Source organism: Pseudosulfitobacter koreensis, assembly GCF_024733015.1.
GTDB lineage: Bacteria > Pseudomonadota > Alphaproteobacteria > Rhodobacterales > Rhodobacteraceae > Pseudosulfitobacter > Pseudosulfitobacter koreensis.
Window position 1 is genome coordinate 1 of sequence record NZ_JANKJG010000015.1, and the last position, 13746, is coordinate 13746.

A 13746-nucleotide genomic window follows, 5' to 3' on the forward strand; every position below is an offset into this window, starting at 1 on the left:
TCAAAAATCCCATGTCGATCACTCCATATCTCCCTGATCAGAATCGTCAGGGCAATGTGTTCACATGGGTCAATTCTCAGTGAAAATTTATGGGGCTACCGGGTCAGTTCTCAATGAAAACCAACACCGTCAACAAGGCGAGAGCGAGAGAATGTTCGTACGGCCCGCTTGAAGCAGCGTAGATAGAAGTCCGCACACAGCTTCCAGAATCCACGCCGCGGTCGATCAGTTCTGAGCTGGAAGACCTTGGCCGCATTTGCTTAAAAGTGCACTTGGGGAGGAGAGCACGTTAGGCCCTGACCCCCTCAGGAGGTACTTTGATTCCACCTTATCGGGATTGGACCGCAAGACGCTCGACGTTGAGTTCTGGCTGTGTTCATAACACCCGAGACGCACGGGAGCTCGGGATTGCACATTTTTAGATCACTCGGCCCTGCCGTTGCCCGCGTTTCAGGCATCGAGGCCATGCGTGCAGGGCTTGGGGCGCTGATCGGTCTGGGACTGACCGGCCTGTTGCTTCTGTCGCCACATGTCGATCCGGAACTGGGCCTATATCTTGTTGCGCCCTTCGGAGCCTCATCCGTGCTGCTTTTTGCCGTACCAAACTCCCCCTTGGCGCAGCCTTGGTCCGCGATTGTCGGCAACACTGTTGCAGCGATCGTGGGAGTGGCGGTGTGCCTATCCGTAACGGACCCTACTCTGCGGATCGCGTTGGCGGTTGGCCTCGCGATCACTGCCACTATCCTGTGCCGCGCGCTCCACCCCCCTGCCGGTGCCGTTGCCATGACGGCCGCCATGTCCCCGGACGCGATTGCGGAGTTGGGTTTCTGGTTTGCACTCACACCCATTGCCATAGGAACAATAGCCCTTGTGTTACTCGCGACGGCCTATGCGCGGCTCACCGGAAGGCGTTATCCATTTCGGCAGTTCGACGACCTGAGCAGACATAGAACAGAAGATCGCAATCCCACTGAACGGCTGGGGCTCGCGGAAGAAGAACTGACAGGTATCCTTGAACGCTACAGCCAGTCGTTCAATCTGGGCGTCGAGGACCTGGCGCGGCTGATCGGTGCGGCAGAGTTACAGGCCGCCGCGCAGTCCTCTGGCCCCCTCACAGCGCAGGACATCATGTCCCGCGACCTTGTCACGGTCCGTCCCGAAACGGCACTGGGTGAGGTTGCAGACCTCTTCAAGCAGCATCGGTTTACCTCTCTGCCCGTCGTCGGGGCGGATACCAAGTTCTTGGGTATCATTTTTCAGATGCACCTCATCAGCCAGGCAAGAGCGGACGCTCTACGCCTTGATCGGCGTTACGGGGCTGCTCTCAGGCGGCTTCTGGATCCAGACCGCGAAAAACCGGTAAACGCTGGCGATATCATGAGCGTCGCCGGGCCCCGTGCCACCACGAACACACCCGTTGGTGCCTTGCTGCCGATGATGGCGGACGGAGAAACGGATGCGGTCCCCATCATAGAATATGGAAAGATCGTGGGCATCGTCACCCGGACAGATCTCGTCGCCGCGCTTGCCCGAACCGCAGCGCGTGCTGGCAGTGCCTGACGGACCCGCGCGGAACAGAGATGGTCGCGGGAGTGCCGATCAGTTGGAAAGATGGATCACATGCCGAAAGAAGTGAGCCAAAACGAGCGAGTCAAAGACCATGTCAGCGCTGCCAACCATGACAAGTGACTTGCATCGCTATATGGCCAATAAATCCTGCAAGGCTCCGCGCGCGCGCGTTACTTCCGCCAACGTGTATGCATCCAGCGTGGCGAAAAAAGCCTCCTGCGCCTCGGCAAGTGGGGCGCGCAGTCCGCAGGCGGGAAGGATCAAACAAGACCGGTTGGTGCCGAAACACTCAACCACCGCATCATCACGCTTCATTGCCCGCACCACCGCTCCGATACTGATCTGCTCGGCAGGCCGAGCCAGCACCAGCCCGCCGTTGCGCCCGCGCTCAGAGGTCACGAAGCCCTCGCGCGCCAATTGGGTGGCTACTTTGGACAGGTGATGATCAGAAAGATCAAATAGCGCCGCGATCTGCGAGGTCGGCACCCGTTGGGGCGCGCGCACTGCAAGAGTTATCAATATGCGCAGGGCGTAATCTGTGAATTTGTCCAACTGCATCTGCGGTATTTAGCATTTACAATGCGCAATTAAAAGCGCTATATATTCCGCAAAGTGAATACTTATTTAAGGAGTCCCCCTGATGACACTTTCTGAAGTCTTTCTCTGGCCGGGCACCAAGGCCTGCGAGCGTCTGGGCGTCGACCCCGAGGGCGACGCAGGCCTGATCCGCTGGATGATCAATACGCTGGTTTATTTGATTCTCAGCCTGGTTGTCGTCTGGGCCATCGTGGTGTGACCATGCCGCCGCGTATCCCCGTAACCGAAGCGCAAATCGACCACGTCGTATCTCGGTTTTATGCCCGCGTTCGCGCAGATCCATCTCTCGGACCAGTGTTCCGGGCGCATGTCTCGGACTGGACCGCACACGAGGAAAAGATCGGTCGCTTTTGGCGAAATGCGCTGCTGCTGCAACGGTGCTATGATGGCAATCCGATGCAGGTGCATATGGCCGCAGGCAACGTCAAATCACAGCATTTCGCGGTCTGGCTGTCGCTGTTCGACGAGGTTCTGGAACAAGAATTGCCGCAATCGCTCGCGCGGTCTTGGTCCGCCCTTGCCCACCGCATTGGTCGTGGTCTCAGCTATGGCCTGCCCCAAGACCAAAGCGCCGATCCGGTTCCCTTTTTTGGCGACGGTTGAACCGAAGAAACCACTGGCAAGGCTGCAGACAACAAGGCTGAATAAAGCCGCATCCCCATGGCAGGCGTCTCTTCTTTGTAACCGCGGCTCATCGACCTTCGATAGCGGCGACAATAAATTTAGGGGGTCCCGACAAACCGTGTTGGTCGGGAGTGCATGCGGATCGGAGGAAGGGCGAATTGCATCCGGGACATGGCTGAAACAACCTTAGCGAGTGTTGCAAAAGGGGGATAGAGCGATGCTAATTCAGAGCGAGAGCAGGATGCGCCTGACCAGTTACACCGACTTCGGGCTTCGCGCGCTTATGCGGATGGTCAGCGCGCGTAACCGGGTGTTCTCGACGACCGAGATCACCGATGAGTTCGGCATTTTGCGCAATCATCTCAACAAGATCATCCAGTGCCTTTCGCAGTATGGGTTCGTGCAAACCCATCGCGGCGCCGATGGGGGTGCGATGCTCGCCCGGCCTGCCGGTGAAATCGGTCTCGGCAACCTCGTCCAGCTCCTCGAGCGAGATCAGGCGCTGGTCAAATGTTTCTCACCGGATGGGTCGTGTTGCATCACTCTATCTGGTTGGCTGAAGGGTAAGCTTCATGCCGCGGAGGTCGCCTTTCTGGCCGAACTCGACCGATCGACGCTGGCGGACATCGCCTTGCCCGCGCGGGTCGCCGCAGTGGCAGATGGAGGGTAACATGGGTGAGGTTTCCCTCTTGGCCGATGGTTTCGTCGTCGATGCCGGGATCGTGGGCGCGGCGTTCGATCTTCCACCCGCCGACGTTCCGGCAAAGCTCCGTCTGGGCCAGATCACCAGTCGATGCGAAACTGGCGTCGATGACGATGCGGGCCGTTGGCGGCTGACCTTTTATTGTGGCGGTCGGGCTCTGCGACTTGTTGTCGACACAAGCGGCGCGATCATGTCTCGTGCCACCTTCCCCGCACATGCGCCGAAGGCGGGTCCGATTGACCTCTCCACCATGATTGCGAAAGAAAAGGAGGCGTAGAGCCTCCAATTCAGGCGAACTGCCCAAAACTCACCTCTTTGTGGCGCCAGAAGGTCGCAGAGCGGCGCCGCGCTCTTGATAAGCGCTCCGGGAAAGCCGAAATCAGGTTCATGACCATGTTCAGTCTCCATACGAGGTTCCTGCTCAACGCGGGAAATACACTTAACCGCCGGTAACCCCGGGCGGGATCGGGCTACTTGCCTGTCCGCGCCTCGGGGTCTTCTCGATCTTATCCAGATCAATTGGAATTGACGGGCGCGCCTCAGCGGCAGGTCATCGTGTATGCGCGAATGGACCAGTTCGATGGGTAGCGGACGTCTGGTTCACCCTCTTTTCATGGAGCACGTCATGCACCCTTACATGTTCAACCCCAACATCCTATTTCTCCGTCCTTCTTCCTCCTCAAAAAGCACTAAGCGCCCGGGGGCCTTGCGCCGAATGGCCGGCGCTGCATTTCGCAACTTGAAACGACGCAAGATGATCGCGACCCTGCAACGCATGGACGATCACCTGCTTCGCGACATCGGGATCGAGCGCAGCGATATCCCGCGTGTCGTCGAAAGTTTTTCGACTCGTGAATTGGGTATGCGCCCGGTGTCCCCTGACGTCGCGCGCACGAGCCTGAAACAATCTCGCGCGGCGAAGTCAGATAAAGTTTCGGCATAAGGTGAGCGCCACCGGCAATTCAGAGGCGGGTCGTTCAACACGCATATCGGTTCAATCAGCAAGCAAGGAGCGGCAAAATGATGATTTGTCGAGCGGATTTCGAGGAGTTGTTTCCTGAAACCTTCCGGCCCACCCCGAAGTCAGACAGCGGGCAATCGCGCACTGAAGAATGCCTGGCGCGCTGGGAAAAAGACGGCGGGCGGCCATCGGTAAGGGCGCGAGTGTTCGCGGAACGTCCGCCGAACCGACGGGACCAACCCAGTGCTGAACGTCGCCATGGGAATGGCAATGATCAATACGGCTGTTCACATGGTGACGAAAAATGCGGTCGGCCCCAGTCTCCGCGCCGACCCGCAGGCTGCTGCCATGTAGGCTGATCGCTCACCCGATCATGTGGCCGAAAAAGATCACTGATGATCTCTCGGACGCGCCCGAGGCCCTTCGACAAAGGAGAAACAGATGTCATTCGAATTGATGCGCAACAGCACCCAACCTGCGTCTTCCCATTTCACCCTCGCCGCCGTCACCGAAGAGCTGCAAGGTGTGCTGCGACCTCCGAGCGCCAGGACGTGCCGGTAGGCAATTTGATGCTCAGCCAGCCTATCGGCAAATACGTCATCATTGAAGTCGGGATTGCGTTTGGATTTCGGGAAGGATCGCACGTCCACCACCACTCGCACCCCGGCCTCGCGCAGCATGTCGGTAACCGTCTACTGCGGCCGGTTTGAATGTCCGATGATCGCGAAACCGCCGCTCACGAGTCGGGCTGGGTCAACGCGTCTTCCTTGTGCGCCGCGATGTGGTCCGTCTTGTCGCTCTCAATCTCGTATTGTGGCTCATCTTTCGAAGCGCGCCTGCGGTGCCCCTTGTAGTCGAAATCTGCCTCATGGACCCTCAGGATGTGGCCGCTGACGCGACCCGCTTCGGAATTCCAGCTTACGTTATCGCCTTTCGAATATTTTGCCATTTGTTTTCTCCTTTTTCCTTCTAAACACATGGACCCATGTTCCCTTCAAAGCGTCAAAAACCAGTAGATGCGGGGCGGGCAGGCAAATATAGCCACTCGGCGCGAATTACATGAATGGCCGCCCTTAACTTGTGAAATGGCCATTTTTTCCCGAAAATGGCCAAAACAAGGTTGTCGGAATATGAGCGTCGACAACACCGCAGGGTCGCGCGACATTTTTGCGTGGGTGCGATCACACCAATATTCCGCCTCCACACCGCAGCAGGAGGTTTATCATGCCGCTCGACAACGGAAAGGTCATGATCCCGTCGCCGCTTGCTAAAACGGTTCTTTCATTCGACCTTGGGGCACCGACGCTTCGTCTCCTCATCTCAATGCTGCACCAGCTCGATCTTCGCGGGGTCTGCGGTCCGAACAGCCCTGAGGTTAGCCCGGTCCTCTGGGCAAGCTGTGCGGACCTTCGGGAACGCGTCGGTCCCAAGGGGAGCAACAGCGCACGCGAGATCCGCGACGCTGCCCGCGCTTTGAGCACTTCAGGTTTGGTCGAATACGTCGCCCTGCTGAACAGGGATACGAAGCTGCAAGGGCAGTGCAGCGCGTTGGTCTGGGAAGAGATGCGCATCCGAAACACGAGTAACTATGTGCTCGTCGACCTGGAGGAACTCGGTCACTTCCGCTCGACTTTTCAGATCGGCGTCTACTTAAACGCGCAAAAGCGAAGAGGGTCCAGAGCGCCGCAGTTCATTCTCCCTTACGACTTCCGGGTATCGGAGGAAGCGAATTTGCGTCGGCTGACCAAGACTCTGGAAACAGTCGCAAAAGTGTTGGACTGGATTTGCTTCACAGCACTCGAACTGCGCGAGGACGCGCCGGAGCCGGAGCACTTCAGGGTGCGGATGATCCATCCAGCTGCACGTTGGCACTTCCACGCCTACATGAAGTTTACGCGCCCAAGAGCCGTCTGGAGAGTGGATCGAACCGGCAAGATGAAGTTCGACCCCAAGGTGGCTCGTGATGCCCGCGCTGATCTTGTTGAAGCGGACGACTTGGGGTTGAACCATCAGATCTCCGATAGCGCGTAATCTTATTTGGTGATCTGAATACTCGCTTTGAGCACAATCCCGATGAACTTTTCCTGGTGCAAGCGGCGAACAGAGCCGCTCCATTTTGGGCATTTTTTGGTTCACCTCCGAACCTTCCTAATTCCCCGTGGCCAACAACGGAGGAAACCATGTCGGCACCAAAATACTACTCAGCCAAAAAGCTGGGCGAGATATTCGAGCGCGACCCGCACACGATCCGCGATTGGATCAATAAGGGCTGTCCGACCCCGGACGGTCTGGTGAAGTTGCAGGCCGTCAAACTGGGAAAATCCTGGCAGATCAAAGACGAATGGCTCGCGGTCTTCGAGCTTCGAGCCCGGCCTGACGTTGGAAGGCCGGACCTCGAGCTCGAGTGAGCCGGTCGCCAGTTCAGGAGAAAACCTATGACCCTTGCCGAAACTCTGAAGCAATACCTCGAAGCAAACCAGGAATCCAAGCGCGGTCTCTCACTCCGCTCCGGTCTTGGGGAGAAAGTGGTGTCCGACATTTTGCGGATTCCCGGCCTGAGACCCCGCGCGACGACCCTCACTGCCCTGTCACGCACGACGGGAATCGATCTTTTTCAATGCCTGGATCATCCGCCGGTCTACTACGCGGATCTCATCGCGCGGTTCGACGCAGAGGGGGAAAAACGCAAGGCGACAAGGGTGCGCTGGTTGACCCGCGTCGCCAAGTGGGTTCCCGAGATCACAATCGTGTGCCGCCGTGACGTCATTGAGTTCCTCCGGGACCACCGGGCCGCGGAATTCAACCTGACAAAGGGCAGCTACGCCACTTACTCTTCCGAAGCGATCGAGATCGTCAACAGCTCAGCCATGCGCAATCGGAAGCGTGGTTCCCGCGATCTGACCGGGACGCATGCGGAAATTCTCGCGGCAATCTCCGCCAAGGAATGCGATCTTCGGGAATGGCAAGTCGGTGTCGCACGGCCTTTCTTGGTGTTCTTGCATGACCAGCAAATACTGGTCCCGGAAGTAACGACGGATACGCTCGCAGCCTACTATGCGGAGCGTATGGAGACTTCGTCGAAGAGTGAGGAGAAGTGTCGGCAACATGTCATTGAAGTCGCCAAGTTCTTGAAGGACGCCCGCAGGATAGAACTGTTGCAGCCCTTTGGTTTCTGTCCCGTCGAGACCCCCTTCGAAAAGTATGCTGGTAAATACGGCGTTGCGGACGAAGTCGTCTCCGAGGTCATGATGGAATTCGATCGCGATGTGGCGCCGTGGGCAATTGGGGAAGTATCCCGGACAGGTCAGCCGCTTGCTGCGTTCATCCAGGAATTGGATAAGTGCGAAACATCGGTTTCCGTAAAGAAGGCGCTTTTGAAGAAGCGGCGGGCGGAGAACGCCGCGCGCCCCGGCCAGAAGCCGGTCGAGGACACATGGTCGGATGACGACTTGCTGGCACAGAACGGGTTCCTAACTGACAAGCAGAAGTGGTCGGCGAGAACGCTGAAAACCCGGCGTGGCTACATTGCGTCGTTGGCGAAATCAATGGTCGCGACCCTCGACATCGTGCCTGAATCATTGGAGGAACTGCTCGACCCGGACTTCCTGCACGCCGCCGCCGATGGCATCAGGGATGCCAATGTCGGCGAATTCTCAAGCAGCTATCTTGGGAGCGTTCTGAAATGTGCGCGGAAGATCGCCAAGGAATTTCAGTGCCGATCGAAGAAGGATCTGAAGCGGATCAAGAAGCTGATCAAGATCCACGACCGCAAGCGCAGGGGCATTGCACCGCGCAACAAGGCAAAGCTTCGCGAATTCGATGATCAGCGCATCCAACGCACCATCGACCTGGGCGACGTGATCATCACTGACGTGAACGCTGAGATCGACCGGCGACGGGTGGCCCACCGGAAGAAGCATGGCGTGCTGCCCTCCCGCGTCGATGTGATCGACGCCGAGCTCGGGCGGAACATCATGGCTGCGATCGCGCACGAGATCCTGCTCCGCAATGCGCCGCGCAGCGATAACCTGATCAATGCTCGGCTGGACTGGATCAGTTGGCGAGGAGAAGTGGCGCGTATCACTGTTCCGGCCTTGCATGTGAAAATGCGCGGTCCGGATGACGATGACCTCACGCTGTTTCTCAACGGACGACAGAGCAAGCTTTTGAGGTCCTATCTCGATACGGTGCGGGCGAAATGTCTCGTCAGCGGCGATGATCGGAACCCCTACCTTTTCCCCGCACAAGTCCGGAAAGAGAAGGCCGGGCAGCCCTACAAGACTGTCCTCAAGCGGGTCACCCGCATTCTCAACGACAAGGTCGGCAGCAGGATCAACCCGCACCTCTACCGCCATCTGATCGGGTGGATCTGGCTGAAGCAAAGTATCGATAACCTGCCAAAGGTCCAGAGAATGCTGGGGCACGCGAGCCTCCCGACAACGATCGACTACTATGCCGAGCTCGATCCGAGCTTGGTTTTCGACGCCTGGAACGAACATCTCAACAACAAGTCCAGCACCGGCAAGGTCAGAGCTGCGTAGAGCGCCCTGATCGATGCGCACGGATAGGAGAATAAGCATGAACGCCCATCTCGCCATGCTCGCCGACGTCCGGTCCGGCGAGCCCACGCAACCCGTTCCCGGGATCAGCGCACTGACCGAGCATCTGCGCGAGCGGATGGCGGCGGTCGGTGACGCCGCTTTCCAGGAATTTGCGTATCTGCAACAGGTGGCCGCCGAGACATGGGGCCCGGAGCGGACAAGCCACTTCGCCATCGTCCTGCGGAAGGCGCGTGTCGCGCCGAAAGCGCCCAAGGTCAGCCGATGGAAGATGGCCAGCACCGTCATCGATCGCCTTCCGGCGGATTGGCAGACCTCTTTGCGAGCAGTTGCCGAGCGTTCCGAGGCAGGCCAAACTAAGTCAGGCCTCCCCATTCTGAGTTCCGATTACCTTGGGGCGGTTACGACTGCGCTCTGCCGCTACGTCGAATATGCGCGCAGTCGCGGTGTCGCCCTGGTTCCCTCCGGGTCGGACCTGCATTGCTACGCGCTTTGGCTGACAGATCCGGCCAATGCCGAGCATGGTGTCTCAGTCAGGGCGGCCGCGGATTATCTCTCGCGGATCAAGGCGGGGCTGGCGATCATAGCGCCCTCAGCTGTGTCGTCCGCGCGGGAGTTTGTCTGCCGTTACTGGCGCGAGAAGGGCAGAGCGGGCGGCTCGCCGACGAAGACCGGGAACCAGCTTGTCGGCGCCGTTGCGATCTACGACCTGGGATTTCGGCAGATCGAGGAAGCGCGGAGCAAATCCGTGCGCGGTGTCCGAGCGGCAACAATTTTCCGCAACGGGTTGATCTTGGTCTTGGGCACGGCCTTGCCGCAGCGGGCACGCGCACTCTCGGCGCTCGAGGCCGGAACCACTCTATGGGTCGAGCAGCCTGATCGCCTGCATGTCCGAATCCCGGCGCGGATGTTGAAGAGACGCGAGGACCAAAAGGCCGGCGACCCCTTCGACATCGTGTGGCACAATGCACGCCTCGTGGCGGCACTGGAAGAATATCGTCGCAGTTACCGGCCGCTCTTCGACGAAGGTGCGTGTCTCTTCCCGTCCGTTCATGCGCCGGGGCAATCGATCAGCGAAGGTCGGATCGGACAATTGTCCGCGGAGATCACCGATAAGGAATTCGGTGTGCGCATCCCGATCCATCGGTTGCGGGACAATGTGGGCACTGATGCAGCTGAGAACTTGGTGGGCGGTCGCCTCGCGACGAAGGCGCTGCTCGACCATGCCGACATCGGCACAGGCGATCACTACGACCATTCAACCGCAGCAAAAGTGGCTGCCGAGTTCGGGGACTATATCGACAGTTGCCGCACTACGCCGACGGATCTCGCGCTGTGACGCAGATCCGGTTCAGGCCCCGTCCACCGCTGCGTGCCGCCGCAATTTCCGCAATTTCCGCATCGGGTTGAAAACGGGGTGGCATCACCCGCATGGGGTGATTGCCTACCCTTCTCAACTTTTTCCGTCCATCACCTCAACTTCCTGAGACCGCTGCTGGCCAGAGGGATAACGTTCAACTTTTCGATATAAATGCTTTGGATGGCATATTTTTGGATGTGGGAAAGAACGCAGAATGAGTTGTGGCGTCGTGTTTTTTGTCCGCCGCGCTCCTCTTTCTGAGAGCGCGGCGGACAAAAACACAAACGCCGTATTGAAAACTGATCGGTCAGGATAAACCCTCTTGCTGCTGCCGAGGACCGATCCACAACACGCCCAAGACAGAGGAAGGAGGAAGCGGGCGCTTGACGCTGCCGAAATTGGCGCAGCCCAACCGAGAGACAACACCCAATGACAATCCATACGAAACCGACCACAGCAACTGCCGTCGCGCGATTGACGGACCTCGCCGCGGTTCGAACATTCTTAAGAAAACACGGAACCGCACTGGCAAAGGCCGCACACATGCTTGGAGGAGCAGCCGCCAGTAGACGAGTGTTCATTCTGATGGCAGCAGTGCAGGAAGCATGCAGACTGTCCCATGTCCAGAGGCGTCAGCTGGTTGATTTGCACAGGCTGCTGACCCTCGAGTACGTCGGCGATCCGGAGAGGATCGAGACAGCGCTCTTCAGCGAAATCGATCCAGACTCATCAGTCGTCGACGACATCTGCTTTCTTGCGGAAGCGCTCGAAGCCTTACTTCAGCAGATCTCTGAAGCGGTTAACGTGGAGCCGCGTCTCCTGCACGCCCATCTGACATCCAAAGCAGACGCTGCCTAAGCGGAGTGACGATATGGCCGACCCTACTGGGTCGGCTAACTTGAAGGTCGACCGCGGGGATCGGCCAGAGACCAGGAGATCTGGACATGTCTAACCAAACAGAACCAAAGACACTCGACGAGCTGGCCGTCGACGCTGTGCGCTTTGGCCGAGAAGTCGCAGAAGCGGCGAAGGCTATGCACTTGGGCGGGAACGCAAAGGATGCTGCTTTCGTGGCGCGCGCGCTTTCAAGACTGCACGACCGCCAGCCCTTGCACGATGCAGATGCCGGTGGCCTGATTGCCGTCCGCGAGATACTCGAAGCGGATATTGCTCGTGAGGTTGCAAGCCACGAAACCCGGTTTTTTCCCACTGATTACGATGAATGCGGTCCGATTGGCGAAACGCGGGAAGTACCAATCTATACTGAACGCGGCGAAGAGCTTATCAAGCTGAAAGGCATGTTCGAACAATTCTCAGATGTTCGAGCCGCGCTGTTCGATCATTTAGCGGCGCATCAACTTCTCATTACGAAGTTGGATCGCCTCTGAAGCCGCAATGCCCAGCGATTCAATGTCGCTGGGCAATTTTTTATTGGGCCTTTTCGGCCCTTTCGAGCGTTGGTCTGATAACCAAAAGCGGTGTTCACCACGGCGCTAACCATCGGCTTGTTGGCCTTGTTTGCCTGCATCTTGATTAACCATGGGCCCACCCCAGAGAATGCTGTGCCCGCACCGTAAGACAGTCGACGCCGAGCGTCCTCAATGCCTTCAGCACACCTCAGTCTGACTTCAAAAAAGTATTTCCTTCCGGTTTGCTCTGATCAGCCAATTTTGCAGCTGTGAATGAACGACCGGCGAAAATCAGGGGTAGAAAATGCAGCAACCAGACGGACCCAAGAGACTGGTTTCGATGAGGGCTCCCGATCATAGCCCAGGGTCCCAAATTTTGGCTGCCGCTATATTTCTTCCTTTTTCGTTCCCCCACGAAAATGATCGAACCCAATTCCCGATCTCCAAACAACGGAGATCATAGATGCAACAACGTCCACAACCGATTGCGGTCAAAGACACGACGGCAGCCGCTATGCTCGACATGCCCGCGTCTGAGTTTCGCAGGTTGGTCGACCGCGGTGCATTACCACCGCCCAAGGAAATCGGTGGAACCACAAGGTGGAGGGTAGCTGATCTTGAAGCGATCATGATGGGCCTTGCCGGAAAGCCTGGAGACAACGATGACTTCGAGTAAGAAACGACCACCGAAGCCCAAAATAGCTCGGGAGCGTTTGAAATGGGTTTGGCCAAGGAGCGGCGGTGAATGGGTTCCGTATCATCGCATCACCTGGACCGATGCAACCGGCAAACGGAAAGAGCGAGCAATCAAGCTCAATTGGTGTGGCGACGCCAAGACACTTGATGATGAATATTGGGCGGCAGAGGCTGGTCGGCATCAGAGCCAAGTCAAGGCTGCAAAGCACACATGGGCTAACTGCATCAAGGAGTGGCGGGCAGACGCAAAGATCCAAAAGAAGCTCTCGCTGGGTACGAAAAAGTCCTACAATCGCGAATTTGAAAAAATACTCGACAAAAATGCAGGCAAATCGATGTCGGCGACGACGCGCCAAGCAATAAGAAAGAAACATATCGCGATGTCCGAAACACCCCGCGCAGCAGACTGGATGCTGCAGTCGGTATCCATTTTATGGAATTTTGCGAAGAATCAACTGGATTGGCCGCTTGGTGACAACCCAGCAGCACGTATGGAAAAGTATGGTGCGCAGAGAGAATTTCGAGCCTGGCCTGACTGGATGCTGGATGCACTGGATGATGCTCCCCAAGTCGTTAGGATTGCTGGTGGGCTTATCCGTGGTACAGGTCAGAGACCATCAGCGGCGGTTGCGATGCCCAGAACCGCATTCCAAGGAGAATGGGTGACGGTCGTTGATGAAAAGGGCGATAGTTCCTTTCCCATTTATTGCCCAGAAAATCTGAGATCACTGATCGATAGCTTGAAGACAGGTTCGCAGCACGTTTTGCCGAAATCTGACACAAGTCCGTTGTCGTATAGTTCAGTCGAAAAAGAATTCAGAGCATGGCGCGAAACCCTCGACGACCTGTCTGAATTCCATGACGACAATGCAAGGAAATACAGCCTTCATGGATTACGAAAGCGCGCATGCGTGGAGTTGGCTGAAGCCGGATGCTCTGATGCTGAGATCCAATCTGTTACCGGTCAGAGCCTTGAAATGGTAGCAAAATACCGCAAGGAAGCACGTCGTAAGGAGATGTCGCGCACGGCGCAAATGCGGCGGTCAATGTGATGATGTGGGAGTCCGGTGTGGGAGTCAGCCCAAAATCGCTTCATGTCAGAATCGAAAACTTTGCGAAAAACCCTGAAAAAACAGGGTGGTACCCAAGGCCGGACTCGAACCGGCACGCCTTGCGGCGGGGGATTTTGAATCCCCTGCGTCTACCATTCCGCCACTTGGGCCTCACACAGGCCGTTTACCGTGCACTCTTGCACGCGTCCAGAGGCT

17 protein-coding genes and 1 tRNA gene are annotated in these 13746 nt (G+C 57.5%); 14 read left to right on the forward strand and 4 right to left on the reverse strand.

The features are described from left to right. Positions 1 to 408: 408 nt before the first annotated feature. Positions 409 to 1560 (forward strand): HPP family protein, encoded by a 1152-nt coding sequence (locus NTA49_RS15960; protein WP_258295806.1) that lies wholly within the window; start codon positions 409 to 411, stop codon positions 1558 to 1560. 138 nt (positions 1561 to 1698) lie between these two features. Here NTA49_RS15960 and NTA49_RS15965 read toward each other — a convergent pair whose 3' ends face one another. After that, positions 1699 to 2127, reverse strand: coding sequence for an RrF2 family transcriptional regulator (locus tag NTA49_RS15965; RefSeq protein ID WP_261368375.1), 429 nt, complete (start codon positions 2125 to 2127; stop codon positions 1699 to 1701). Positions 2128 to 2209: 82 nt separating this feature from the next. On the opposite strand from NTA49_RS15965, the gene NTA49_RS15970 reads away from it, so the two are divergent. The 5 genes from NTA49_RS15970 (at position 2210) to NTA49_RS15990 (ending at position 4436) form a co-directional block, all read left to right on the forward strand. Then, positions 2210 to 2365 (forward strand): hypothetical protein, encoded by a 156-nt coding sequence (locus NTA49_RS15970; RefSeq protein ID WP_258295808.1) that lies wholly within the window; start codon positions 2210 to 2212, stop codon positions 2363 to 2365. A gap of 2 nt (positions 2366 to 2367) precedes the next feature. Then, entirely contained in the window at positions 2368 to 2769 is a 402-nt protein-coding gene (locus NTA49_RS15975) for a group III truncated hemoglobin (protein WP_258295809.1), read from the forward strand. A 238-nt stretch (positions 2770 to 3007) separates the two neighbouring features. Continuing rightward, positions 3008 to 3460 (forward strand): Rrf2 family transcriptional regulator, encoded by a 453-nt coding sequence (locus NTA49_RS15980; RefSeq protein WP_258295810.1) that lies wholly within the window; start codon positions 3008 to 3010, stop codon positions 3458 to 3460. Between the two features lies 1 nt (position 3461). Next, the gene (locus NTA49_RS15985; protein WP_258295811.1) at positions 3462 to 3770 is read left to right on the forward strand and encodes a DUF6522 family protein; all 309 of its coding nucleotides are present in this window, start codon (positions 3462 to 3464) and stop codon (positions 3768 to 3770) included. A 282-nt stretch (positions 3771 to 4052) separates the two neighbouring features. Beyond that, positions 4053 to 4436 (forward strand): DUF1127 domain-containing protein, encoded by a 384-nt coding sequence (locus tag NTA49_RS15990; protein ID WP_258295812.1) that lies wholly within the window; start codon positions 4053 to 4055, stop codon positions 4434 to 4436. 407 nt (positions 4437 to 4843) lie between these two features. On the opposite strand, the gene NTA49_RS15995 is transcribed toward NTA49_RS15990, so the two are convergent. Together NTA49_RS15995 and NTA49_RS16000 are read right to left on the reverse strand one after the other, a co-directional pair. Then, positions 4844 to 5134, reverse strand: a complete 291-nt coding sequence (locus NTA49_RS15995; RefSeq protein ID WP_258295813.1) for a DUF488 domain-containing protein — start codon at positions 5132 to 5134, stop codon at positions 4844 to 4846. Positions 5135 to 5190: 56 nt separating this feature from the next. After that, complete coding sequence (locus tag NTA49_RS16000) at positions 5191 to 5403, reverse strand: hypervirulence associated TUDOR domain-containing protein (RefSeq protein ID WP_258295814.1); 213 nt, start codon at positions 5401 to 5403, stop codon at positions 5191 to 5193. A 275-nt stretch (positions 5404 to 5678) separates the two neighbouring features. Here NTA49_RS16000 and NTA49_RS16005 point away from each other — a divergent pair, with 275 nt between their 5' ends. From NTA49_RS16005 to NTA49_RS16040, 8 genes are all read left to right on the forward strand, one after another. Continuing rightward, a complete protein-coding gene (locus NTA49_RS16005; protein ID WP_258295815.1) occupies positions 5679 to 6485 on the forward strand; it encodes a hypothetical protein in 807 nt (268 codons plus the stop codon). A gap of 149 nt (positions 6486 to 6634) precedes the next feature. Further along, on the forward strand, positions 6635 to 6862 hold the full coding sequence (locus tag NTA49_RS16010; protein ID WP_258295816.1) for a helix-turn-helix domain-containing protein: 228 nt from the start codon (positions 6635 to 6637) through the stop codon (positions 6860 to 6862). A 27-nt stretch (positions 6863 to 6889) separates the two neighbouring features. After that, complete coding sequence (locus NTA49_RS16015; protein ID WP_258295817.1) at positions 6890 to 8995, forward strand: tyrosine-type recombinase/integrase; 2106 nt, start codon at positions 6890 to 6892, stop codon at positions 8993 to 8995. A gap of 37 nt (positions 8996 to 9032) precedes the next feature. Beyond that, positions 9033 to 10352 carry a hypothetical protein gene (locus NTA49_RS16020; protein WP_258295818.1) on the forward strand — a complete coding sequence of 440 codons (1320 nt, stop codon included), beginning with the start codon at positions 9033 to 9035 and terminating at the stop codon, positions 10350 to 10352. A gap of 450 nt (positions 10353 to 10802) precedes the next feature. Beyond that, positions 10803 to 11231, forward strand: a complete 429-nt coding sequence (locus tag NTA49_RS16025) for a hypothetical protein (RefSeq protein WP_258295819.1) — start codon at positions 10803 to 10805, stop codon at positions 11229 to 11231. Between the two features lie 86 nt (positions 11232 to 11317). After that, entirely contained in the window at positions 11318 to 11761 is a 444-nt protein-coding gene (locus NTA49_RS16030) for a hypothetical protein (protein ID WP_258295820.1), read from the forward strand. Between the two features lie 484 nt (positions 11762 to 12245). Next, on the forward strand, positions 12246 to 12458 hold the full coding sequence (locus NTA49_RS16035; protein ID WP_258295821.1) for a helix-turn-helix domain-containing protein: 213 nt from the start codon (positions 12246 to 12248) through the stop codon (positions 12456 to 12458). After that, positions 12445 to 13530 (forward strand): tyrosine-type recombinase/integrase, encoded by a 1086-nt coding sequence (locus NTA49_RS16040; protein WP_258295822.1) that lies wholly within the window; start codon positions 12445 to 12447, stop codon positions 13528 to 13530. The genes NTA49_RS16035 and NTA49_RS16040 overlap by 14 nt, the downstream gene beginning before the upstream one ends. 86 nt (positions 13531 to 13616) lie before the next feature. On the opposite strand, the gene NTA49_RS16045 is transcribed toward NTA49_RS16040, so the two are convergent. Beyond that, positions 13617 to 13700, reverse strand: a tRNA-Leu gene (locus tag NTA49_RS16045). Positions 13701 to 13746: the final 46 nt, after the last annotated feature.